16 protein-coding genes and 2 tRNA genes are annotated in these 24706 nt (G+C 38.5%); 6 read left to right on the forward strand and 12 right to left on the reverse strand.

Going from position 1 to position 24706, the window contains the following annotated elements:
- Nucleotides 1-58 precede the first annotated feature (58 nt).
- From P278_RS11010 to P278_RS11045, 8 genes are all read right to left on the reverse strand, one after another.
- Nucleotides 59-1063: a N(4)-(beta-N-acetylglucosaminyl)-L-asparaginase gene (locus P278_RS11010; RefSeq protein ID WP_038266634.1), complete on the reverse strand. Its 1005-nt coding sequence runs from the start codon at nt 1061-1063 to the stop codon at nt 59-61.
- Between the two features lies 1 nt (nt 1064).
- Nucleotides 1065-3314, reverse strand: coding sequence for a GH92 family glycosyl hydrolase (locus P278_RS11015; RefSeq protein ID WP_038266636.1), 2250 nt, complete (start codon nt 3312-3314; stop codon nt 1065-1067).
- A gap of 13 nt (nt 3315-3327) precedes the next feature.
- Complete coding sequence (locus P278_RS11020) at nt 3328-4437, reverse strand: glycoside hydrolase family 10 protein (protein ID WP_038266638.1); 1110 nt, start codon at nt 4435-4437, stop codon at nt 3328-3330.
- 27 nt (nt 4438-4464) lie between these two features.
- Nucleotides 4465-5631: a glycoside hydrolase family 18 protein gene (locus P278_RS11025; protein ID WP_235444283.1), complete on the reverse strand. Its 1167-nt coding sequence runs from the start codon at nt 5629-5631 to the stop codon at nt 4465-4467.
- A gap of 93 nt (nt 5632-5724) precedes the next feature.
- On the reverse strand, nt 5725-6822 hold the full coding sequence (locus tag P278_RS11030) for a carbohydrate-binding family 9-like protein (protein WP_082436144.1): 1098 nt from the start codon (nt 6820-6822) through the stop codon (nt 5725-5727).
- A gap of 1 nt (nt 6823) precedes the next feature.
- Nucleotides 6824-7789 carry a glycoside hydrolase family 130 protein gene (locus P278_RS11035; protein WP_038266641.1) on the reverse strand — a complete coding sequence of 322 codons (966 nt, stop codon included), beginning with the start codon at nt 7787-7789 and terminating at the stop codon, nt 6824-6826.
- Between the two features lie 5 nt (nt 7790-7794).
- Nucleotides 7795-9672 carry a sodium:solute symporter family protein gene (locus P278_RS11040; RefSeq protein ID WP_038266643.1) on the reverse strand — a complete coding sequence of 626 codons (1878 nt, stop codon included), beginning with the start codon at nt 9670-9672 and terminating at the stop codon, nt 7795-7797.
- An 8-nt stretch (nt 9673-9680) separates the two neighbouring features.
- Nucleotides 9681-11939, reverse strand: a complete 2259-nt coding sequence (locus P278_RS11045; protein ID WP_038266646.1) for a GH92 family glycosyl hydrolase — start codon at nt 11937-11939, stop codon at nt 9681-9683.
- A 143-nt stretch (nt 11940-12082) separates the two neighbouring features.
- Between P278_RS11045 and P278_RS11050 the strand changes: the two genes are divergently transcribed.
- A complete protein-coding gene (locus tag P278_RS11050) occupies nt 12083-13162 on the forward strand; it encodes a sensor histidine kinase (protein WP_038266647.1) in 1080 nt (359 codons plus the stop codon).
- Entirely contained in the window at nt 13159-13875 is a 717-nt protein-coding gene (locus tag P278_RS11055) for a LytR/AlgR family response regulator transcription factor (protein ID WP_038266651.1), read from the forward strand. Before P278_RS11050 ends, P278_RS11055 begins: the two co-directional genes overlap by 4 nt.
- On the opposite strand, the gene P278_RS11060 is transcribed toward P278_RS11055, so the two are convergent.
- The 3 genes from P278_RS11060 to sppA form a co-directional block, all read right to left on the reverse strand.
- Nucleotides 13872-16520: an AsmA-like C-terminal region-containing protein gene (locus tag P278_RS11060; protein ID WP_038266653.1), complete on the reverse strand. Its 2649-nt coding sequence runs from the start codon at nt 16518-16520 to the stop codon at nt 13872-13874. The genes P278_RS11055 and P278_RS11060 overlap by 4 nt on opposite strands.
- Before the next feature lie 94 nt (nt 16521-16614).
- Nucleotides 16615-17322, reverse strand: coding sequence for a queuosine precursor transporter (locus tag P278_RS11065; RefSeq protein ID WP_038266655.1), 708 nt, complete (start codon nt 17320-17322; stop codon nt 16615-16617).
- A 3-nt stretch (nt 17323-17325) separates the two neighbouring features.
- Nucleotides 17326-19080 carry a signal peptide peptidase SppA gene (gene sppA / locus P278_RS11070; RefSeq protein WP_038266656.1) on the reverse strand — a complete coding sequence of 585 codons (1755 nt, stop codon included), beginning with the start codon at nt 19078-19080 and terminating at the stop codon, nt 17326-17328.
- A gap of 188 nt (nt 19081-19268) precedes the next feature.
- Between sppA and folK the strand changes: the two genes are divergently transcribed.
- Nucleotides 19269-20405: a 2-amino-4-hydroxy-6-hydroxymethyldihydropteridine diphosphokinase gene (gene folK, locus P278_RS11075; RefSeq protein WP_038266659.1), complete on the forward strand. Its 1137-nt coding sequence runs from the start codon at nt 19269-19271 to the stop codon at nt 20403-20405.
- Nucleotides 20406-20540: 135 nt separating this feature from the next.
- Here folK and P278_RS11080 read toward each other — a convergent pair whose 3' ends face one another.
- Complete coding sequence (locus P278_RS11080) at nt 20541-21071, reverse strand: RNA methyltransferase (protein WP_038266661.1); 531 nt, start codon at nt 21069-21071, stop codon at nt 20541-20543.
- A gap of 190 nt (nt 21072-21261) precedes the next feature.
- On the opposite strand from P278_RS11080, the gene mutS reads away from it, so the two are divergent.
- The 3 genes from mutS to P278_RS11095 all read left to right on the forward strand — a co-directional run bounded on the left by mutS (nt 21262) and on the right by P278_RS11095 (nt 24161).
- Nucleotides 21262-23841, forward strand: coding sequence for a DNA mismatch repair protein MutS (gene mutS / locus P278_RS11085; RefSeq protein ID WP_038267867.1), 2580 nt, complete (start codon nt 21262-21264; stop codon nt 23839-23841).
- A 117-nt stretch (nt 23842-23958) separates the two neighbouring features.
- A tRNA-Gly gene (locus tag P278_RS11090) sits at nt 23959-24031 on the forward strand.
- A gap of 44 nt (nt 24032-24075) precedes the next feature.
- A tRNA-Leu gene (locus tag P278_RS11095) sits at nt 24076-24161 on the forward strand.
- Nucleotides 24162-24706 lie beyond the last annotated feature (545 nt).

Genomic DNA, 24706 nt, shown 5'->3' on the forward strand with positions numbered 1-24706 from the left:
CGTTAAAGGTAAAAAATATTTCGACCAATAACACAGCTAAAGCCCTGATTGTAAAGTTTTAGATCTTAAATTCAGCATCTATTAATCGGCTACCTTCTTCCTTGTCATAAACGGCATAATTGAACCCTTTACGCAGGCAATAACCGCCATATTCCCCATGCTTATTCAGTGCTATAAAACCAACTTGCAGATAATCAAATTCAGGCTGATTACGGTGTAAATTATAAATGCGTTCTACAATCTCCTTACACGCTTCCGCCGGTGATTTCCCCTGACGCATCAATTCGACTACCATAGCACTTCCTGCTGTTCTAATCACAGCCTCCCCAAGTCCGGTCGCTGCAGCACCACCAACTTCATTATCTAAAAACAATCCGGCTCCGATAATTGGTGAATCGCCAACGCGTCCGTGCATTTTCCAGGCAGCTCCACTGGTGGTACAAGCTCCGGAAAGATTTCCGTTTTCATCGAGTGCCAAGGAACTGATGGTATCGTGGTTTTCAATATTTATAACCGGCTTATACTCTGATTTTTTCAACCAATTCTCATAGGCCTTTTTTGCTTTTTCAGTAAGCAGGTCCTGTTCTTTAAAACCTTGCTCTAATGCAAATTGTTTAGCTCCCTCTCCCACCAACATAACATGTGGTGTCTCTTCCATTACTTTTCGGGCCACAGAAACAGGATGCATGATATCCTGAAGAAAAGCTACAGATCCTGCTCTGCTATTATGATCCATAATACAGGCATCAAGGGTAACCTTACCTTCTCTATCTGGTAAACCTCCATATCCTACACTCATCTCATCAGGGTTTGCCTCTGCTGTTTTAACACCTGCCTCCACAGCATCCAAAGCAGACCCTCCTTTTCCAAGAATTTTCCAGGCCTCTTCATTTGCGGGCATCCCATGGTTCCATGTTGAAATAATAACTGGTTTTTTAACCTTTTTAGGTGAATTATCTTTTTTTGCAGTACCCGGATATCCATTATCTACACAAGCACTTAATGTTCCAATAGCAGCTGTACTTAAGGCTGCATTTGTAATGAATTTTCTCCTGTTAATCATCTTAGTATATTTTATTAGTCAATGGTAACTCAGCTGTTTTAAAGGAATCATCTGTCGGAACATCCGTCATTTCAAAAATCAACGATCCGCCATCCATAATTTCCTTATGAGTAATATACAGTCTGTTTATTTTATTTCCGTTAAGCGATATACTTTTAACGTATTTATGTTCTTTATCTAAATTAATGGCCTTTATGGTAAATGCCTTTTCTTCCGGCAGTTGAATTGTTGCTTCTTTAAACATAGGTGTCCCTATGGCATACACTCCCTGGGCCGGATTGACAGGATAGAATCCCAGTGAACTGAATATATACCAGGAAGACATTTGACCGCAGTCCTCATTTCCACAATGACCATCAGGTTCATTCTTATATTGTGTTTCCAATATCTGCCTTACCCTTTTTTGAGTTTCAGAAGGCTTCCCAATGTGGTTGTATAAATATGCCACATGGTGACTTGGTTCATTCCCATGTGCATACTGACCGATCATCCCTGTACTAAAGATCGGTAATTTATCATCCGGAGCCGGTTCGTAAGTAAACATCGAATCTAACTTTTGATTAAATCGCTCCGTTCCACCGGTTTTCTGTATCAAACCTTCAACATCCTGTGGCACGAACCAGTAATAATGCCATGCATTACTTTCACAGTAATATGGGGAATAATCTTTGGCAACAAAGGGGGTGATAAAATCACCTAGTTTATTTTTTGGCCTTAGGAATGTGGTCTGATCGTCATGTAAGTTTTTCCAATTCTCCGAACGCTCTAAGAAATATTGATAATCATCTTCTTTGTTTAAGGCTTTTGCAAACATAGCAATACACCAATCGTCATAGGCGTATTCTACTGTTTTAGACACTGACCAGTTCTCGTGGTGCTCATCGACAGGAACATAGCCCAATTCTTTGTATTGATCAATCTGTCTTTCGTCGACCATTGCACTTTTTTTACAGGCTTCATATGCTAATTCAGCATCGAAGTTAAACCCTTTAAAATACGCATCTACAATTACAGGGACAGCATGGTAGCCGATCATCATATTGGTTTCATTCCCCTGCATCGACCAAACCGGCAGAGTTCCTGTTTCCTTATAATGTGCGAGTAGTGATTTTATAAAATCCGGAACTCTTTCCGGCTGAATAATCGTATAAAGCGGGTGTGCGGCTCTGAAGGTATCCCAAAGTGAGAACGTGTCATACCGTTGAAACCCTTCTGCTTTCATGATGGTATCATTAGCGCCTTTATAATTACCGTTAAGATCACTCAACAATGTTGGAGCCAACATTGATTGATACATCATGGTATAAAAAATAGTTTTTTCATCCAGATCATCTGTTTCAATAACTACTTTTTGTAATTCTTTTTGCCACTCATTTCTCGCCTTTTCTTTATAATCATTAAAATTAAAATGAGGGGCTTCAGTTTGAATGGATTTATAAGCTCCTTCCAGGTTCGCAGAAGAAACACCTGTCTTTACTACTATTTTTTCGTCATTCGAGGTACTGTAGTTAACCACAATTCTGGTATCAGTCCCTTTGGTTGGTGAGGCGACCTTTACACTATCGTTATAGAGTTCATAAGAATCAAAATCCTTAGAGAACTCCATTACGAAATATACGCGTTGATCTTTGGCCCAACCGGTTGATTTCCTATAGCCTTCAATAGTATGCTCATCGACTACTTTAATGTAAGTGTCGGTTGGTCGATCCCAATTCATTGCATAGCCCAAATCGATATGGATTTGGCTGTTTTCATCCTGAGGAAAAGTATATTGATGTATTCCGGTATGTTTGGTCGCTGTCAATTCAGCTTTAATCCCATAGTCTAAAAGATCTACCGTGTAATAGCCGGGACTGGCACTTTCACGGTCGTGACTGAAGGCAGAGAACGGCTTAAAATTATTCTCTTTAATTCTTTCAGAAAACCTGCTGTTTGTTGGCATTACAAGAATATCGTACAAATCGCCCGCTCCGGTACCGGTAAGGTGCATATGAGAAAAGCCTGAAATAATAGAATCCTGATAATAATATCCGGCAATTCGATCCCATCCGGGAATCCCTATATCCGGACTTAACTGCACCATACCATAAGGCACCGTAGCACCGGGATACGTATTTCCCGGCCCATCGGTGCCTATAAAGGTATTTACAAAGTCTGTCAGGTTAGGGTTAGGTTTTATCACGGTTGCTTCTTGTTTTTCCTTACAACCAATCAAAATCAATAAAACGATGTAAATATACCTTAGGTTCATTATATAATATGCGTTATTCTTTTGAAGCTTTTATAGCTGCTAATTGTTCATCTGTAATAGCCGGGCCGTCGAAGAAAGAAATTCCTTTTGCTCCATTTTCTTTGGCTAACTTAATGGCTTCAGTTACTTCATCTGCCGACATGGTTGGCACAAATACTCCGGTGTGTAATTCTACTCCTTTTCCTTCCAGGTCTTTTACTCCCTGACCGGTAGCATACCCTATCCAATCAACTTCTTCATTGTAAAAGTTGTTATAGATCATCGGAAGCACCATGTCTATATTCCATTTATCCCAACGCTGACGAACCATATGATCTGCCATTTCAGGATAAGGAAATACCGCTGCTGTTAAAATTTTACCATTATTATGAGCAATTTCATAGGCATCATCAACAACAGCTTTAATTTTATTTAAACGAAATTGTTTCCATTCCATATCAATAGCCGGATTTTCGAAATCTCTTGGATTTTTATGGTGAATCTTTTCAAATTCAGCCACACAAACATCGCAATAGCAAAAATCAAATTCCGGTAATTCCTCTTCTTGCTTGAGGTTGTATTTTGGCAATAATCCTATCGGCAAAAAGATATCCGGTAGTCGGATGTAATCTAAATGTACACTCGCAACTCCTTCTACTTTAGAAAGTCCTTCCACCAAACTCAACACGTGTCCTCTTGATTCTTTTCTGGTAGGACACATCCATTGATAGTAATCCACATAAGGACGGGTATCGTGACAAGATTTTCCATCTCTGCTTACTGCATACCAATCAGGATGCTTTAAGGCAACTGTATCTCCAGGTCTGTTCATTGCCATAATCCAGGCATGAACTTCTAAACCTTCCTTTTTAGCAAGTGGAGTTAAACGACCTAACAACTCAGGATCGGTATTGGTATTAATTAAAACGGCATCGATCCCGTTGCTTTTGTATTTTTTAAATTCTTCGGTAAATGAATCGTCTGTTCTTTTAGCATTCGCTGTAATCCAGGTCCAATACTTAAATGAACTTTCGTTCACCTCAGCCGGAGTACTTGCAGTGGCAACTTCTGCTTCACTTTTTTGTTCTTTTTGACCACATGAGGCAAAAATGACTAATAATAACAGTAAATATTTAGTTTTCATTTATATAGTTTTAAGTTAATTCTTCAATCAATTATGCAAACTTTTAAAAAGCGTATTCAACAGTTCCTGCTCTTTATCCAGGCTATATTCCCAAAACATAGCGCCTCCAAGTCCGTTATCTTTAATATACTTAGCTTTCATTTCAACTTCTTTGGAAGTTTCCCAGGAAATAAAAACACTGTCTTCCTCATTCCACAGGTAAGCAGCTTTCGCTGATTCATCGTATAGCTTTTTGTATTTTCCTGATTTAAGCTTTTCCACAATGTCATTATAAGATACAATAACCCCCGTTGACATGGCTGATTGATAGAGGCCATTGTTTTTTGGTGTCACCTTTTCCCATTGTCTGCCATAAAAAGGAATCCCCATAATTAACTTATTAGAAGGAACCCCTGCCTTTAAATGTCTTGCAACAGCTTCTTTAGCGCTATTACCTCCAAACCTTTCTCTTTCTGAAGGGTATAAGTTAGCATGATGGCCGGTTTGGTAATGCCACCCATGATAAAAATCGTAACACATGATATTGATAAAATCGAGATATTCCTGTGCCTTTCCTAAATCGGTATGATCTATATACGCCTGATCCGCGCCTGTGGCAATAGTCAACAAGTAATGTACATTATCTTTTTCTCCCTGCTCGGTTAGAGCTTCACGAATTGTTTGCAGTAACAAGGTAAAATTTTCTTTGTCTGATGGACGAAAGGCATTATCCTCACCACGCTGACCAGGATACTCCCAATCCAGGTCCACCCCGTCAAAGCCATGCTTTTTCATAAGTAGCACGCAACTATTGGCAAACTTTTTTCTAGCCGTTTCTGAAGCTGCAACATGTGAAAATTCATTAGACCACACCCAGCCACCAACAGAATAAAGTATTTTCAATTCGGGATTATTCTTTTTAAGCGACATTAAACTGGCAATTTTCGCAGCATCAGTCTCCAGCTCGAATTGCACACCGCCATCGACGATATTTGCAAATGCATAATTAACATGAGTTAATTTGGTTACATCAACTTGTGCCGGATCAAAATCTTCATAACCCGCTACATAACCAATAACCTTCATTGGGTTGTTTTTGTCCTTCGTCACCTCTCCTTTAGTATCTGAACAAGCAAAGAGCATCAGACTGACAAAAAAGAAGACACCCGATTTTATCAGCTTATTTATTCTATTTATTAAAACTGGTTGTAACATTTCTAATCTTTTCTCTAAATATAATTAAGTCTGTTAACCGAATCCTTCCTTTACCCTCATTCAACTTTCTACACCAGCATTCAAATTCAATTTTTAGTTTTTACTTTTTAAAAAATCTCCGTCTTCTTTTATGATTAAAACCTGATTCGTAAAAGGACTTTCCACTTTGATGTTCCAACCCTGCTCATGTAATTCTATAGAAGGCTGAATTTCTTTCCCTTTTACTTTTATCGGCTCCTGAGCCAGCTCATCCATAGAGGCTGCCCATTTACCATTTTTATTTTTGAAAGCTTTTTGTTTTCTATACAATGCATATAACTGCCATTTAATGGCTTCATCTTCCGGTATTTCAAAGGTTACCTTTTCATCTACTCCTTTGGAAGTAAAATACACATAACCCCAGTGTTCCGGTTCGTGCATATTAATAACTCCTTGCGGAGACCATACCCAGTTATACTCCGGTAAATACTTTCCGCTTTCATCTTTTTTACGCTGATACCTTCCATCTACCAATTCAAAATCCCAGTTTACCCTCGAAAAGTTGATTCTCCAGAATTCATCTTCAGGAATTTTTCCATGCGAATTGGCCTCAGTCAGGACTTTCCATGGCATCGCAATTTCAACACTCCATCCAGAATCTTTATCATTTGGATTATTCAGCGTACCATTCACATGTACCGCCGTTTTTATGCCTTGAATATCCCAACTATCGAGCACTAGTGAATGTTCGCGATAAGGTTTTACCAATAATAAATCCCAAATTGTATTGAGCGCATTCATTTCGAATTCCATATAATTATGGGTATCTCCATCCGGATCAATAAAAATTTCGAAGTCGTTGTTGTAAAATATTACTGTGTCGCGTTGTTTTAGCGTACCCCAAACATGAGGCTCCTCTAAATCGGCAAAGAAATATAAATATTCATCATCCCAAAGCATTTTCATATTGGTCTTATAGGTGGGTGTTTTCACCCCTTCAATATCGATGAAGTTATCACTCCACGGAGCTTTTTCCCAAGATTCCTCATCTGCTTTCCCATCTACCACTATATTTTCAGTTGTCTTATGGGCTACATAGCTCCTTGGAGCTTTGGAGGCTGATTGGGCACAAGCAGTCAATACAAAACCACTTGCCAACACAAACATCGAATGCCTTAATAAATGTGTAAAATTTCTTTTTTGACGTGCCATATTATAAGCTATTCTTTTTGATAAAATCTATTATTTCCGTTAGGTGGCCAAAAGCCATCGCAGTTACGGTATCTGCAGCTCCATAATAAAGGGCTAATTTATTCTCTTCATGCGAATGCAAGGCCGCACATGGGAATACCACGTTTGGTACATCTCCTGCCATTTCATACATTTCAGCAGGACCTAACATATAAGGTTGGGTTCTGTATTTAACTTTATCCGGTTCATTTACATCTAAAATAGCGGCTCCAACCGAATACCTGAATCCATTACAGGTGTTGATCACTCCATGATAGAACAACAACCAACCCTCATCGGTCAAAATTGGTACAGGCCCGGCACCGATTTTAGTACATTGCCATGCGCTATCTTCAAAAGGAGTGACTTTCATGACACATCTATGCTCTCCCCAATATTTCATATCCGGGCTATAGCTGATATAAATATCTCCAAATGGAGTATGTCCGTTATCACTAGGACGACTTAACATCGCATACTTTCCATTAATTTTCTGAGGAAACAAAACTCCATTTCTATTAAATGGAAGGAATGCATTTTCACATTGAAAAAACTCTTTAAAGTCAAAGGTATATGCAATTCCAATCGTTGGACCGTGATATCCATTACACCATGTTACCCAATAGCGATCTTCTATAAAAGTAACCCGAGGGTCATATTTGTAATCAGAGTCAATCATCTGGGTATTACCGGCCTTCATTTGAATTGGTTCGTGATTAATATCCCAATTGATCCCATCTTTACTAAATCCAGCAAAGATATTCATCTGCACCGCTTTATTATCACAACGGAAAACACCTGCATATCCATCTTCAAAAGGTACTACCGCACTATTAAATATACTATTCGATGTTGGAATAGCGTATCTGTCTATAATAGGGTTCTCATCATAACGCCACAATACGTCATTACTATTTTCAGGTCTATCCTGCCAAGGAAATTTACTCATCAATCTTAATTTTTATACTTTTTAACTTTATCTAACCATGTAAATTTGAGGATTCCCGAAGTTACTGCAAAAACCGCTGTCCATACAAATGCTTTCGGATAATCTCTAACCATAAAAAATATGGGCATTAATATCATACTGGACTGCCACACAATACCAATGGCACAATTTAGCATATCCATTCCAAAACTCTTATTACTGGTAAAGGTACTATCTTCACTCTTTAATTCTCTGTAAACAGGCTTCCACCATCCCCACGGACGTACATTCGAATAGAAACTTTTCAGGGTTTTCATATTTGTTGCCGGGGTTAAATAGGTTCCTAAAAAGCACCCTAGTAATGAACCTACAAAAATGATTGGAAACAGGTAGATTGCCGGAATATGTGCCAGCTCATACAATAAGGTTCCATCGATAAAATTATCCTTATTGTTATCCATTAAAAACTGAAGGGTCGCTATAATAAGTCCGGCGAGCATTCCCCAGAAATATCCCCAGCCATTAAAACGCCACCAAACCCACTTCAGGAAGTTTGCCGCAACATACCCACCATATAGTGCACTTGTGATCCATAAGGTTATTGAATTAATAGACTCTGCAAAAAAGCCCATAATAACCCCTAAGGTAACCACAAAGAACGATGCGAGGTGACTTGCCTTCACATAATGTCTGTCTGATGCTTCAGGCTTAAAATACTTTTTATAGATATCATTCACGATATAAGCAGGACCAGAATTCACAAAGGCCGAGAAGGTCGACATAAAAGCCGCCAATAACCCGGCTAACAACAACCCTTTAATTCCTACAGGCACATGAAAATTGATTACTTTAGGCAATACGATCTCCAGGTCGTTTGAAGTAACACTCCCCGAGGCAGCCATCTCAGGCGCTATATAAACCAATCCTATTACCACCACTCCTGCAATAAGGAGATAGCGTGGTATAAACAGCACAAGGTTTGTAAATCCGCTCATATAGGCTGCATCTTTTACCGTACGAGTCGAAAGAATACGTTGCATATCGTAAGATGGTGTAGGTCCGGCAACACTGGCAAAAAAGCCTTTTAAAAGTGTCATCCCGATAAAGGCTCCGAACATTTTATATCCCTGGGTATCGATGAGATCATTGAAGGTTGCCAATTTCCCATCCCAAAATCCATTCAATTCATTTCCGAAGAAAACATTCTTCCATTCGGCAGGAATCAAAGCTGTTAATTCAGCATCCGAGATCGTAACAAAAGCATAGACCGCTACCAGGATCCCTGCCAATACCATGATCAGATATTGCAAGACCTCAGTCGCTACCACCGAATACATCCCTCCTTTAATCGTATAAATAGTCGTTAGAAAAATGATGATCAACGCATAACTTTGAGCAGCCGTTAACAAGACCGTATCACCTATAACAAGACTAACATCCCACGGAAGAATGACAGTCATGAACTTACCTACGCCCTCAAAAAAGTATGCAATAAAACCAACCGAGGCTACGATTGCAAAAATAGCTACTATCAGGTGGGAGGCTCTACCGGCTTTATCATCCCCGAAACGGGTGAGAATCCATTCTGAACCAGTCATGATATTTGATCGTCGAATCCACACCGCCAAAAACACCATTACGAATATCTGGTTCCAGATAGGCCACATCCACATAAACATAAAACTCTTAACTCCGTAAAGAAAAAGTATCCCTACCATCCAGGCGGTCCCGGAAACATCAAACATTCCCGACCCATTACTCAAGCCCAAATAGTACCACTTAATACTATTACCTCCTAAGAAGTATGAGTCAAGTCCTTTTGAAGCCTTTTTAGACACCCATACGCCAACAAATAACGTTAAAGCTATATAAAGCGCAATTATTACAACATCTATAATATCCATCTCTTGTATTATTTAGCTTTAACCCCCCAAGATTTATTGGGTTCCGATCCCATAACAAATTGAAGTTTACCTCCTTTTAATATCGCCTCATGCGAAATATTAGTTTGATTAAACGCTTCCCCATTGAGGGTTGCTGATTGTATATAAATATTTTTATCTGAAACATTTTCAGCAATAATTTCAAAAGACTTTCCTCCCGGAAGGTTTATGGTAGCTTTATCGAATAGCGGACTTCCGATTTCATATTCGGTTGAAGCAGGATTCATTGGATACAAACCGATTGAACTCATCACATACCAAGCGGACATCTGTCCACAATCTTCATTACCGCTCAATCCATTCGGAGTCGTATTATATTGTGTATTCAGTATATGATTCACCCAATATTGTGTTCGCCAAGGTTTCCCGGCTCTGTTAAACAGATACGCAATGTGGTGACTTGGTTCATTTCCGTGTGCATACTGTCCTATGAGACCCGAAATATCTGCAGAAACATTATCTCCAGTAATCTCAGAATTCTCTGTAAACAACTGCTCCAGTCTTTCGGCAAAGATCTCTTCCCCTCCATGAAGCTCTATAAACTTTTCAACGTTGTGAGGAACGAACCAACTATGTTGCCATGCATTCCCCTCGGTATAATCTGTATGCTCTCTATGGTTAGAATGCTTCGGATCGAACGGCTCTCTCCATGACTTACCGTCTTCTGATTTCCCTCTCATAAATCCAGATTCAGCATCGAGCAAATACGTATAGGCTTCCGAACGATTTTTAAAATATTCATAATCCTCTTGTTTACCCAACGCCTTTGCCATTTGAGCAACACACCAGTCATTGTAAGCATATTCTAAGGTAATAGTCACAGACTCATCAATACTGGTATAAGGTATATAACCAAATTCCTTATAATATTTAAGTCCTCTTTCATCTTGCATCATGGTTTCTTTCATTGCGTTGAATGCCTTTTCGGCATCAAAGCCTTTAAACCCTTTTAAATACGCATCAGTAATAACCGGGATTGAATGATACCCTGTCATCGTATTCGTTTCATTTCCATAAAGCGTCCAAACCGGAAGTATACCACGAGTATCGTAGTAAGCTAACATACTATTAATAATATCCGACACCTTCTCTGGTGCTATTATGGTAAGAAGTGGATTTTCAGCTCTAAAAGTATCCCATAAGGAAAGCGTTGAATAAGCTGTATAGTTTTCTGCCTTATCGATGGAATCATTTTCTTTTCTAAACTCTCCGTTTACATCACTAAAAGTTACCGGAGCCACCTGTGTATGATACAGAGCAGTATAGAAAATTGTTTTTAAAGAGTCTACAGGTGTTTCCACCTCAATATTAGTCAAGGCTTTTTCCCATACGTTTTCAGCTTTGGTTTTCACTTCCTCAAACGGGAAGCCTTCTTCATAGCCCTGCATATTGTCCTTCGCATTTTCTACACTTACCGATGAAAGCGAAACCTTAACTTTTAATTCACTCCCCTTTGTTGCGTCGAAAAAGAACTGTGCAGCAGTTTTACTATCCGCTACCATCTTATCATCTATCGCAGCATAATCTTTATACAACTCATGAGCGGTAATAGGTTTTGAGAATTTCATCACAAAAAAGACCTTTTGGTTCTTTGCCCAACCGGTACTGTGTCTATATCCCGTCACTGTGTATTCATCTTCTATATTTAAAGCAGTAGCTAAAGGGCTATCCCAGTTAATTGCAAATCCAAGATCTATAATCACCGACTGATCATCACCTTCCTGAAAAGTATACTTATGGATGGCTGTTCTTTGTGCTGTAGTTAACTCAACATTCACATTATGATCTTCCAGATATAACTGATAATAGCCTGGGGAAGCAGTTTCATTTTTATGTGAATAAGACGACTTATAAGGAAGATCATCTCTACCTTTTATTTCTTTAGAGAAATCTATCTTTTTATTTATCGGCATTACCAGTATATCATTCAAATCGCCAATCCCGGTACCACTTAGCGCCAGATGACTAAAACCTACAACTATGGAATCTGAAAAATGGTATCCTGAACACCAATCCCACTTACTAATACCATTCACCGGGGTAACCTGCAACATCCCAAAAGGAACAGTAGCTCCGGGGTAGGTATGCCCATGTCCTCCGGTACCAATAAAAGGGTCTACATATGTTAAATTTTCATCAGACTGTAACGAATCAACTTTTTTATCGTCTTTATTACAGGCAACTAACATTCCCGTTAGAAATAATATCAGGGTATAATTTTTCAGCATATTGTAAAATTGTTAAGTTATCATTAACAGATAAGTGATAAATATTCATATTTTTAGCCTCGAAAGAAATAAATTTAGACCAGCAACATATTTGGAAAGCTAAACATCAAATAAAATCGTCTTGACAAATTGATGCGACTTATATGAAAACACTTGACAAATTTCTTAAGTTAAATGCTTCCAATGAATACCGGATAACAGTAAGGCATCACATTATTTTTTGGAGTATTTACTTTCTTTTTAACACCATTCGCTGGGGCAGTTACTACAATGACTATTGGTATTCGATCAAAGCTAATTTAGTAGGCTTTCCTATACATATGACCTTGTGCTATTTCAATATATATTTCTTAATGCCCAAGTTCATTTACAAAGGAAGATTTGTAAGTTACACCTTAGCTATATTACTCTCCATCCTTTTTATGGTAATGGTTAAATTCAACCTGACCTATTTTTTAATCAGCACCAATGTATGGCCTGAAGGACCGGAGACTACCACTTTTACGTTTAATTACGCCTTGCAAATGATGCTTGGAGAATTCTATGTAGTATCGTTTGTAACCGCAATTAAAATTACTATTGATTGGTTTGGGGAAAGCAAAAGAGCTGCTAAGCTGGAGAAAGCTCAACTGGAATCTGAATTACGTTTTCTAAGAGCGCAAATATCACCTCACTTTTTCTTCAACACCTTAAACAATATTTATTCGCTATCCATAGAAAAATCAAACAAAGCTCCCGAAACCATCATGAAGCTTTCGCAATTGATGCGTTATATGCTTTATGAAACAAAAGGAAGAAAACAAAGCCTGAAAAAGGAAATCCTGTGCATACAGGATTATCTCGATCTCGAAAGAATTCGTTATGGCGATTCTGTTAAAATAAACATGGATATTTCCGGGGATATTGAAGACAAAAAAATAGCTCCGATGCTATTGTTAACGTTTATTGAAAACTGCTTTAAACACGGAGCCGATAAAAGCATCCAAACTGTCATCATTAATATTGATTTTTCAATCGTTGGGGATTTATTATATTTCAGAGTAGAAAACACGTTGCCAGAAAGAGATAATATTGTAAAACTACCAAAAGATAAAAGTGGTGGAATTGGCATCAATAATGTAAAAAAACGTCTGGAATTAGGCTATACCAAAGACGAATACGATTTAAAAACATTTGAAGCAAACGATATGTTTGTCGTGGAATTAAAAATAAAATTGAAATGAAATTAAAATGCGTGATTATAGACGATGAGCCATTGGCGGTTAATGTGATTAAAAATTACGTATCTCAAATAAACTCTCTTGAGTTACTATGCACATTTAACAGTGCTATTGAAAGCATGGATTACCTTCAAAAAAATGAAGTTGATCTTGTTTTTCTGGACATCAATATGCCGCTTCTGAATGGCCTGGATTTTATTCAAAACCTGCAAAACGGACCTTTAATAATAATCACCACAGCTCATGAAGAGTATGCGGTAAAAAGTTATGAACTGGAAGTGCTGGATTACCTTGTAAAACCGATTCCGTTTAACCGCTTTTTAAAGGCCGTTAACAAGGCCCAAAAAGAAAATGAATCTTCCTCAAAAGAACCGACAACCCCTGAAAAAGATTTCATTTTTGTAAAGATCGATAAAAAGAAGCTTAAGAAAGTTTACCTGGATGACATTCTTGCCATAGAAAGCCTTAAAGACTATATAAAAATAATCACTAAGACCAGCAAGTATATCGTTCATCAAACCCTTACGAGCTTTACGGAAGACCTTCCATCGGAAAGGTTTATAAGAATTCACCGCTCTTACACCATTTCCATAGACAAAGTAGATGTCATTGAAGGAAACAGTGTGGAGATCGATGGAATTCGATACACTATAGGAAGAAGCTATTTAAATGACGTAAAAAGAATCCTTTTAGACGGGGCCTCGGATAATGATTAATTCGTCGTATCTTTTTTCTTCTTACCAAATAAACTTTTGAAGGCGTTTTCTGCCGCCTTCTTAATATCGTCTTCCTTTTTACCTGCTACGGTATCTGTTTTAGAAGCCACAGAGTCCTTCTCCTTTTTGTTCCCTAACAAACTACCCAAGGCATTCTCTATTTCATCCTTGCCCTGATTTACCAACTTATCCTGTTGCTGCTTCACTAATTGTTGCGTCAGATTAGTCGTAGCCTGTTTAAGATCTGTAGAAACCGTTGGCTGGGTAAAAGTCCCCGCTATATTGGCCGTCACCGGAACCGTGATTTCTTCAGCATCACCATCGTTTAATTTCGCCAGCGCATTTTTAACATCATTCCCCAAATATTTGGCAGGAACATCAAAAGTCGCTTTATAACTCATGGTTTTATCAAAGCTATGAGAACCCGAAACATTGATAGCAACATCCTGATACTTTACCTGAAATGGCTTTACCTGCACCATTCCATCTTTAAAAGAAAGGGTAGTTTTCAAGCGATTTAAATCTATTTTATCAAGATCAATAAAATTAATTTTATCTCCCAATAACGATAATGCCTGAGAATTCTTTGGACTGATGGTACTTCCCAAAATCTCTGCTAATGCATCACCACTAACCGAAGCTAAATCTGGCGTGAAATCATTATTAAGAGTCCCTCCTATGGTTATGTTGGAGTTCATTTTCCCTTGTAAAGCACCGGCAATTGGCGTTAGCGCTTTAAATAAATCTAACCCATTGAACGATTCGGCGATATCAAAGGCACTCATTCCTAAACTCATATTAAACTGCGGAGTTTCAGTTTTGGTTGAAACATCTCCGGATAAGGTAAGTTTTCCGCCGAAAAGGTCTGAAGAAACGTTTTCTAATATAGCTTTCTGATCCTTTATCCTAAGAACACCTGTTACATTTTTAAGCTTCAGATTATCGTAAACAACAGTATTTGCATTCGCCTTAACAGTAGCATCTAAAAAAGACGGAATCTTAATTTGTTCACCTGCCTGCTCATCTGATTTATTTTCTTCATTAGTCTCTTCCTGTTCGGCTGTTGCCTCACTAACCATGAAATCATTGAGCACAAAATTATTTGAATTTAAAGTGAAATCACCCTTCATATTTTCATCGTTAAACATAAACCCTAATAAATTAGCTATGGTTCCCTTCGCCTGAATATCAGTGCTTCCGGTTTTTGCTTCAAAAGCATTCAAGGCAACCGTTTTAGGGTTAAAGGTTACATCGGCAATAGCAATAGCCACCGGATGCTTCATCTCATCTGAGGTATATTCAAAATCCGACAACTTCAATCTGCCTTCATTCTTTGTATTCACATACTGCTCTCTCTCAATGGAGTTCATATCAAATTCAGTTTTGATATCAGCCTCAAGTATCCCTTTTAATGCCATTTCTAAATCAACAGGATAAGCTTTAGACAGGTTCGCTAAATTCAAACGCCCTTTAATACTGGCCTTCACCATTGGATTCTCTGTTAAATTGCTAATAAAAGATTGTGCGCTAAATCGATCTTCATCTATTCTAAACGACAACTGTTCTATAGCTACATAGGTATCCTTTACCAGACCTGATTTATTAGCTACAGTCGTTTTTAAATTTATGTCCTGAACCGACTTTGGAAGGTCCGGATATTTAAACGAAGCGTCGTTGGAAACTACCTGTATATTAAAGGCTGGAATATGAGTAGCATCGACGATTCCCTTAAAAAAACCATCAACCTCGAAATTACCTTTTGTTTCAACTTGCCCTATGTTTTTGGAATACACCTCAGGAATCACAGCCAGAAAGTTTTTAAAATCAGATGATGGGGTTTTAAATGTAACATCCACCTCCTGATTATCATCATTTAACTTTACATATCCATCAAAAACTAAAGGCAACTGGTTAATGAGTGCCTTATTCTCCAGGAAGGTATATTTATTATTCTTTAAATCGACACCAATAAGGGCATCAAGTTTTAAACCGTTCTTATTTAAATACCGCACGCTATCCATCTCAAAAGACACCAATGCTTCGGTGTCGGTATCAAACTTAGCTTCCTCAGCGGACAGATCTCCACTTCCGGCATGGTTCAACCCATCAATCAATAACTGCATTTCAGAACCTTCATCAGTATAGCCAATTGTAGTTGAATTGATACTATAAGACTCCAAAGACAAGCTAAAGCCTTCCTGAGCATCATTAGGTGTTTCACTTTTTTCAGAAGCATCAGCTTTGGCAATATCATAATTTGCCTTCCCATCTTTATTGACCAACACATTAACTTTAGCTTCATCAATAACGAAACTATTGATCACCATTGGTTCTGATTTGTCTTTAAAAAGCTCTTTGACAGACATGGAAACCGATACGGTCTTAGCGACCAGAAGTGTATCCCCTTCAAATGGCTTAAAATTCACCAGGCTCATATCTTCTATAGTGACAGTAGCTTGCGGAAAGCTCTTAAAAAAACTGAGATCTACATCCGAAAAATCGAATTTTGCATTTAGATTTTTATTAACAGACTCTTTTACAAGGGTTTTTATTTTCCCTTCAAAAACAAAAGGAACTGCTATTAAAACACCTACTAAAACCAACAATAGTACAACTATAATCTTAAGAATTTTCTTTGCTTTCATATCGCTAAAATACCCAAATTACACTAATATCCGAGGCCTAACCACAGATTTAATAAAAGTTTAAAACATTAGCATTCTATAGAAGCGGAACCGCTTAATACAACACTATCTCTTCACCGACTTTCAATTTAAAGCGGCGTCTAAAGATATATACGAATAAATACAGAAAAGGGGTGTCGATAGCGGCTACCATTATCTTAAAAATAAATCCACTAACCAACAACCCGTAAAACATACTCCAGGGAAGTACCTGAAATAAACACAGTAAAGAAACTACCGTAAAGGTATCTATAAATTGAGAACTAAAAGTTGAAAAGTTGTTTCTCAACCATAAGTGCCGACCGTTTGTATAATCTTTCCACAAATGATAAATACGAATATCTACAAATTGCGCAAGCAAATATGCCAACATTGAAGCCAATACAGCTATTGGAGAAAGCGCAAATACCTTCGAATACAAAATATCATTTACTGGAGACTTCTCTATGGCGGGCACTATATTACCTAATAACACTATCCCCATGGAAAAGAAGGAAGCAAATATTCCTGCAACCACTACCTGGTTTGCCTTTTTCCTGCCATAAATTTCAGAGATAAGATCCGTAATCAAAAAGGTTATCGGATAAGGGAGTATCCCCACAGAAATCTCAAAAAGCGGAGCTCCAAAGATCTCCACTTCACCAAAAGGATTCCAATAGAAAAACTTCTGAAATATCAGATTCGAAACAACCAGGGCTGTTATAAACAATGCCCCTAAATAGAGATACACTTTAAAGGCAAGCTTTTTATCTTTTTGCGTCATCAACTACTGAATATACATTTCAAAAGGAATACGCGCCTGAATTCCTTTCTGTTGAAGCATCATTTTTAACTTCTTATACACCTGATAGGCCTCTGCCCCAATTTCTTCTTTAATTATATCTTCCTTGGATTGCGCCAGGCCAAATCGCGCAAATACTTTATCGAGGTTAATTTCATATTCCGGATAGTTGCGTACCGCATAATCACTAACCTCTACTAATTCAGCAGCATAGGCCACAGCATCATCCAGTCCTCCGATTTCATCTACCAATCCTATCTCCAGGGCCTCCGAACCACTCCATACTCTACCCTGGGCAATGCGATCAACTTCACTCACCTCCATATTTCTACCCTCGGCTACCCTTTCCAAAAAAGTCTGATATACCTGCTCTATACCTTCTGTGGTCACCTTTTTAAAATCTTCGGTCATTGGTTCAAAAAGACTGTACATTGTCGACTGCTTATTGGTATTTACCTGCTCTGCATTTATACCCCATCTTTCGGCGAGTTCATGGACATTTGGCACCACCCCAAATACGCCAATTGAACCTGTAATAGTAGAAGGTTCGGCGAATATCCGTTGCCCTCCAGCTGCAATATAATATCCTCCTGAAGCCGCTAAGTTACCCATGGAAACCACCACCGGCTTAACCGCTTTTGTCAATTCTATTTCATTCCATATGATATCGGAAGCCAAGGCGCTTCCACCCGGAGAGTCTACGCGAAGTACGATAGCCTTTACTTTTTCATTCTCTCTCGCCTCTTTCAAAGCCTCGATCATGATACCCTGTCCAATAATATTGTCATCGCCCTTCCCATAGCCTATTTCTCCTTGAGCATAGATCACAGCTATTTTATCTTTACCAAAAGACTTTTTCTTTTTAGATGCATGCTCTGCATATTCGGCTACTGAAACATATTCCACATCATCTAGCACATTACCTCCTATAGCTCTTTTCAACATCACTTCATAATCACTGTGATACATCAAAGCATCCACAAAGCCATTATCAAGTGCCATTTGTGGAGTTCGGGCCGCCAATTCATCAGCAAATGTATCTAATTGCGCTACAGAAATCCCCCTGCTCGATGCAATATCAGACTTCACAGAAGACCATACAGAGCCTAGTAATTCTGATATCTGTTCCCTGTTTGCTTCGCTCATTTCATCTGCCAGGAATGGCTCCACTGCACTCTTGTATTTCCCATGACGGATCACCTCCATCTTAACTCCCGATTTTTCCTGAATATCCTTAAAGAACAATACTTCAGAAGATAAGCCTCTGAAATCCATCTCACCAACAGGATTCAGGAATACCGAATCAGCCACCGAGGCTAAATAATAATCTTTCTGCGTATAGAAATCTCCGTATGCATACACAAACTTTCCTGATTCTTTAAAATCAGCCAAGGCATCACGAATGGCTTTAGCCTGAGCGGTGCCTCCCATAAACACCTTACTATAAATACTAACCCCTTTAATCTTATCATCCCCTTTGGCAAAATGAATAGCATCAATAACATTATTCAAGCCGTCATAATTTTCAAATTTGTATTCAAAATCAACAAAATTGTATTTGCCACCATAATCTTTTAATGGCTGTGAAAGGCTGATTTGTAATACTGAATTATCCTTAACCGGAATAATGGCTTCCTGATTTCCTGCAAAAGCGATAAAAATTAAAAACACCATAAAAATAATCCCCAGTGCTACCAGAGTTCCCAGTATAGAGGCTAATAAATTTCGAAGAAATTTCATTGCAATCTTTTTTTTAAAAACCCCTTAATTGAGGTTCATGCTACTCTACTTATTTAGTCTTAAAACCGAGGTGATTGTTACAGTTTCTACTGTAGATTTACAACCTACCCTCACCCGTTAAAACTTATCAACAATAAAAACAAAGATAAAACTTTGTTGATTTCTTTTGTTTACTTTGCCATTTGATTATGAAGAAATTTAAACGCGCATATTTATCCATAGGGAGCAATCAGGGCGAGAAGTATGAAAACCTGCAGAAAACGGTAGATCGTTTAAACCAGCAAGCGGGCCATGTTGTTGCCAGTTCAAAAATATACACCAGTCCGGCATGGGGATTTGAAAGCGATGATTTTCTAAATGCGTGCCTCGCTATTGACACCACCTTAAACCCTGAGGATTTGTTAAAAGTAATGCTTAAAATTGAGGAAAGCCTTGGCAGAGTTCGTTCTGATCAAAAAGGCTATACAGCCCGAACGATTGATATCGACATTATTTTTTACGAAGATGAAATAATCGACACCAGCATATTAAAAGTTCCGCACCCTTACCTGGAGCTTCGGAAATTTGTATTGTTACCTTTAGCAGATATCGCTCCCGATAAAATCCACCCCAAATTAAACAAAAGCGTTACCGAACTACTTCAAAACTGTAAAGATGATAGCGCTTTAGTAACGTACCCTAAAACGTTGAGAGTAAAAAAAAACGACTTTTCTAAATTCAAACTCCTTGCTATAGAGGGTAATATTGGTGCCGGAAAAACAACCCTGGCCACTAAAATTGCAGATGATTTTAATGGAAAACTTATCCTGGAGCGATTCGCAGACAACCCCTTTTTACCAAAGTTCTATAATGACATGCAGCGCTATGCGTTTTCGTTGGAAATGTCGTTTTTAGCAGATCGCTATCAACAGTTTACTGACGACACCTCTCAGTTTGATTTGTTCAAGGACTTTATGGTAAGTGATTATGATATATTTAAATCACTGGTTTTCGCCAAAGTAACCCTGCATGCAGATGAATTTACCTTGTATCGCAAAATCTTCAACTTCATGTACAAAGAAGTTATAAAGCCTGATGTGTATGTATACCTCTATCAGAATACGGATCGCCTGTTAGAGAACATAAAAAAAAGAGGAAGAAACTACGAGCAAAAAATTGCACCTGAATACCTGGAGTCTATCAACAGGGCCTATCTCGATTATATAAAAACACACGAAACTTTAAATTCATTGGTCATTGATGTATCAGAAATGGACTTCGTAAAACGGGAAGATGACTACCATCTCATTGTCGACCAAATACATGATTTCTACAACGAGCGTTAATTTTTAAGAAAAATTCTTAACATTTTTTTTGCATTTTTGCGAAAGGTTTTATTATTTAGACCCCGAATTGAAGAGAAAACTAGCTAACTTTACTTAATATATTGACTGAGGAGGAGCCCAAAAGGCTCCTTTTCTTTATTTAGATAGCTTGCAAAATAAATCCCATATCACTACGCCGGCACTTACGGCTATATTCAGTGAATGCTTGGTTCCGTATTGTGGAATTTCAATAACGTTATCTGAAGCCGACACCACTTTTTGTGACACCCCTTTTACTTCATTACCAAAAACTACAGCATATTTTTGATCTGAATCGACCTTAAAATCATTTAACATGGTGGCATTTTCAGCCTGCTCCACAGAAAGCACTTTAACGCCATCCTCCTGTAAGCGTTTAACTAATTCTAATGTATCCTCTTCATATTCCCAAACAACACTCTCAGTGGCTCCAAGAGCAGTTTTCTGGATATCCTTATGGGGTGGACATGCCGTGATACCACACAAATAAATCTTTTCTATTAAAAAAGCATCAGAAGTACGAAACACCGAACCGATATTATTCAGACTCCTTATGTTATCTAAAATAACGATTAAAGGTGTCTTCTTCACTTCCTTAAACGCTTCAACATTCAATCGCTCTAACTCACTATTTCTAAGCTTTCGCATATAATCAATTTTAGGCAAAAATAAGGTGCATTCCTTGATTAACCATATAATCCCAAAAGGAAATCAACAAAAGCTGTTTATAAGAGATGATAAGATTAGTGGCATTAAAATATGAAAACCTTTACCTTCGCTTTTAGAATAAAAACGAAGAACATTGGCAGCATCTAAGAGCAAGAAGGAAACACCGTTAATGAAGCAATACAACCAAATTAAGGCAAAGTACCCCGATGCCTTATTACTTTTCAGGGTTGGTGATTTTTATGAAACATTTGGAGATGATGCAGTACGTGCAGCTAAAATTCTGGGAATCGTTTTAACCCATCGTAACAATGGCGGTGATAAAACGGAACTTGCCGGTTTTCCTCATCACTCCCTCAACACCTATTTACCAAAACTGGTAAAATCGGGTTGCAGGGTAGCTATTTGTGATCAACTGGAAGACCCGAAACAAACCAAAACCATTGTAAAGAGAGGTGTTACCGAGTTAGTTACTCCAGGCGTAGCTCTTAATGATGATATTCTAACGGCAAAATCCAACAACTTCTTATGTGCGATCCACTTTACTAAAAAACAATTAGGGATTGCCTTTCTCGATGTTTCTACCGGCGAGTACCTGACTGCCCAGGGAAATGACGAGCACATAGATAAACTTTTACAGAATTTCAACCCTAGTGAGATTCTCGTTTCTAAAAAACACAAACAAGACTTTTATGCCCTTTTTGGTAATGAGCACCATACCTATTTCCAGGAAGATTGGATCTTTCAGGAGGATTATGCTCACGAGACCCTGAATAAGCATTTTAAAACCGCTTCTTTAAAGGGTTTTGGTATCGACCATTTACACGAAGGTATTATAGCCAGTGGAGCCGTTTTACACTATTTATCGGAAACGCAGCACCACCAATTACAACATATAACGGCCATTAACCGAATTGCCGCAGAAGAACACGTCTGGATGGATCGTTTTACGATCAGAAATCTGGAGCTATACCAGTCGACTGCCAGCAACGCAGTAACTCTTATCGATATTATCGACAAGACTATTTCTCCTATGGGCGGACGTACGCTTAAACGATGGCTGGCATTACCCTTAAAAAACATCGATCGCATAAAACAGCGACATGAGGTAGTTGAGTATTTATTGCAACATGAGGATAAGCTTCAAAAAATACAAGCTTACATTAAACAGATCAGCGACATCGAAAGGCTCATCTCTAAAGTTGCTACCGGAAAGATCAATCCGCGTGAGGTGATTTACCTTAAAAACTCTTTAGAGGCTATCGTCCCAATCAAGGCACTTGCAGAACAGAGCGAAAACGACTCCTTAAAAGCGATGGGTGATGCGCTTCACCTATGTGAACCCTTGAGAGCCAAGATCAAGGAAATGCTTCATGAAGAGGCTCCTATTCACGTAAATAAAGGCGCTGTAATTGCAGAAGGTTACTCTAAGGATCTGGACGAATTGCGTGGCCTCGCTTTTTCAGGCAAGGACTATCTCGATAAGATGCTGGCACGTGAAACCGAGCGTACCGGGATTCCTTCGCTTAAAATAGCTTCCAACAATGTATTTGGGTATTACATAGAAGTGCGCAATACGCACAAAGACAAAGTACCGGAGGAATGGATAAGAAAGCAAACCCTGGTAAATGCAGAGCGATATATCACAGAAGAACTCAAAGAATACGAAGCGAAGATATTAGGTGCTGAAGAAAAGATATTACAATTAGAGCAGCAATTATTCACCCAATTGGTTGTCTGGATGTATGAGTATATTGAACCTGTACAGCGCAATGCGGCTCTTATTGGGCAACTCGATTGTTTATGTGGGTTTTCACAACTCGCCAGGGATCATAAATATGTGCGCCCTGAGATTACTGATTCTTTCGACCTCCACATTAAAAATGGGCGTCATCCGGTTATAGAAAAACAATTGCCTATTGGCGAACCTTATATTGCCAACGACGTCACCTTAAGCCGGGAGGAGCAGCAGATCATCATGATCACCGGTCCGAACATGAGTGGTAAATCGGCTATTCTAAGACAAACAGCCCTGATTGTGCTATTGGCTCAAATGGGAAGTTACGTACCGGCTGATGCTGCGGAGATCGGGCTTGTTGACAAGATATTTACCCGGGTCGGAGCGAGCGATAATATTTCTATGGGTGAATCTACCTTTATGGTGGAGATGAACGAAACCGCCTCGATATTAAACAACATTTCAGATCGAAGCCTGGTACTGTTAGACGAAATCGGAAGAGGAACCAGCACCTATGATGGTATTTCCATTGCCTGGGCCATTTCTGAGTATTTACACGAGCACCCGGCCAAAGCTAAAACGCTTTTTGCCACGCATTACCACGAGCTTAACGAAATGACCGAAACCTTTAAACGTATTAAAAATTACAATGTTTCGGTTAAAGAACTTAAGGACAATGTGCTTTTTCTCAGAAAACTCGTAAAAGGCGGCAGTGAGCACAGTTTCGGGATCCATGTAGCCAAGATGGCCGGAATGCCTCAGCAGGTTATCCATCGCGCCAATAAGATCCTTAAAAAGCTTGAAAAGTCGCATAGTAGTGATGAACTTACAGAAAACCTGAAAGAGGCTCAGGATGATGAAATGCAACTAAGCTTTTTTAACCTCGATGATCCGCTTTTAGAAGAGATCAAAGAAGAGATTATTCATACGGATATTGATACCCTGACTCCTGTTGAAGCCTTGATGAAACTTAATGAAATAAAAAGAATGCTCATTAAAAAGAAAAAGGCATAATTGAAAATCAATAGGTTATAAAATTAATTTCTTTTTTTATCGAAAATCCTTTGGAATTAGAAGAAATGTTTTAAATTTGCATCCGCAATAACGAATTGCAGACGTTCATTAAGAAAGGCGAAAATAGCTCAGCTGGTAGAGCGCAACCTTGCCAAGGTTGAGGTCGCGGGTTCGAACCCCGTTTTTCGCTCGAATGCGCGCTGATTGAACAGCGCTTTTTTTATGCCAACAGCGGCTCGAGTGGTGGAATTGGTAGACACGTTGGACTTAAAATCCAATGAACAGTAATGTTCGTGCGGGTTCAAGTCCCGCCTCGAGTACAGATCAATAAAGGTCAGGACGAAAGTCTTGACCTTTTTTGTTTTATGAACTTTCGTAAGCTTGCTTATAAGAAAGTGATGAAACAAAAAAATAAAGACGCGCAGCGGATTGACCTTTATTCTCAAAATGACACATAGGGACTCACCATAGGTAATTCCCGCCTCGAGTACTTAAAAACCCTGTAAAATATTGATTTTACAGGGTTTTTTATTTTTTAGGGCAACCGATGGGGCAACCTATTTAATTTTGAGCTATACTTTAGACTTTCATAAATCTCTTTCCGAAATAAACAAAACCCGATTTCACACCCTTAAATCTAGCCTTACCTTAATAGTAGTCCATTAAAGTGATAGCTATAACCTTAAAAAGTACCTGAAATTCATTGAAAAACACACAAAAAGTGGAGCAGCAAGCCTGCAAGGTGTTTGTTTTTCTTTAAAAACTATCATACAACATATTTTACCCCTTTTTAAGTCTCTCAATTTTAGTTTGCAACGAAACTAAAGCGTAAAATAAAAGCCCTTAAATGGGCTTATTTGGATCT

This window comes from Zhouia amylolytica AD3 (assembly GCF_000511935.2).
Taxonomy (GTDB): domain Bacteria; phylum Bacteroidota; class Bacteroidia; order Flavobacteriales; family Flavobacteriaceae; genus Zhouia; species Zhouia amylolytica.

What these genes read in the sequence shown, in the direction of transcription:
- P278_RS11010 (WP_038266634.1), bottom strand. Translation starts at nt 1,063, where the DNA reads ATGATTAACAGGAGAAAATTCATTACAAATGCAGCCTTAAGTACAGCT.
- P278_RS11015 (WP_038266636.1), bottom strand. Translation starts at nt 3,314, where the DNA reads ATGAACCTAAGGTATATTTACATCGTTTTATTGATTTTGATTGGTTGT.
- P278_RS11020 (WP_038266638.1), bottom strand. Translation starts at nt 4,437, where the DNA reads ATGAAAACTAAATATTTACTGTTATTATTAGTCATTTTTGCCTCATGT.
- P278_RS11025 (WP_235444283.1), bottom strand. Translation starts at nt 5,631, where the DNA reads ATGTTACAACCAGTTTTAATAAATAGAATAAATAAGCTGATAAAATCG.
- P278_RS11030 (WP_082436144.1), bottom strand. Translation starts at nt 6,822, where the DNA reads ATGGCACGTCAAAAAAGAAATTTTACACATTTATTAAGGCATTCGATG.
- P278_RS11035 (WP_038266641.1), bottom strand. Translation starts at nt 7,789, where the DNA reads ATGAGTAAATTTCCTTGGCAGGATAGACCTGAAAATAGTAATGACGTA.
- P278_RS11040 (WP_038266643.1), bottom strand. Translation starts at nt 9,672, where the DNA reads ATGGATATTATAGATGTTGTAATAATTGCGCTTTATATAGCTTTAACG.
- P278_RS11045 (WP_038266646.1), bottom strand. Translation starts at nt 11,939, where the DNA reads ATGCTGAAAAATTATACCCTGATATTATTTCTAACGGGAATGTTAGTT.
- P278_RS11050 (WP_038266647.1), top strand. Translation starts at nt 12,083, where the DNA reads ATGAAAACACTTGACAAATTTCTTAAGTTAAATGCTTCCAATGAATAC.
- P278_RS11055 (WP_038266651.1), top strand. Translation starts at nt 13,159, where the DNA reads ATGAAATTAAAATGCGTGATTATAGACGATGAGCCATTGGCGGTTAAT.
- P278_RS11060 (WP_038266653.1), bottom strand. Translation starts at nt 16,520, where the DNA reads ATGAAAGCAAAGAAAATTCTTAAGATTATAGTTGTACTATTGTTGGTT.
- P278_RS11065 (WP_038266655.1), bottom strand. Translation starts at nt 17,322, where the DNA reads ATGACGCAAAAAGATAAAAAGCTTGCCTTTAAAGTGTATCTCTATTTA.
- sppA (WP_038266656.1), bottom strand. Translation starts at nt 19,080, where the DNA reads ATGAAATTTCTTCGAAATTTATTAGCCTCTATACTGGGAACTCTGGTA.
- folK (WP_038266659.1), top strand. Translation starts at nt 19,269, where the DNA reads ATGAAGAAATTTAAACGCGCATATTTATCCATAGGGAGCAATCAGGGC.
- P278_RS11080 (WP_038266661.1), bottom strand. Translation starts at nt 21,071, where the DNA reads ATGCGAAAGCTTAGAAATAGTGAGTTAGAGCGATTGAATGTTGAAGCG.
- mutS (WP_038267867.1), top strand. Translation starts at nt 21,262, where the DNA reads ATGAAGCAATACAACCAAATTAAGGCAAAGTACCCCGATGCCTTATTA.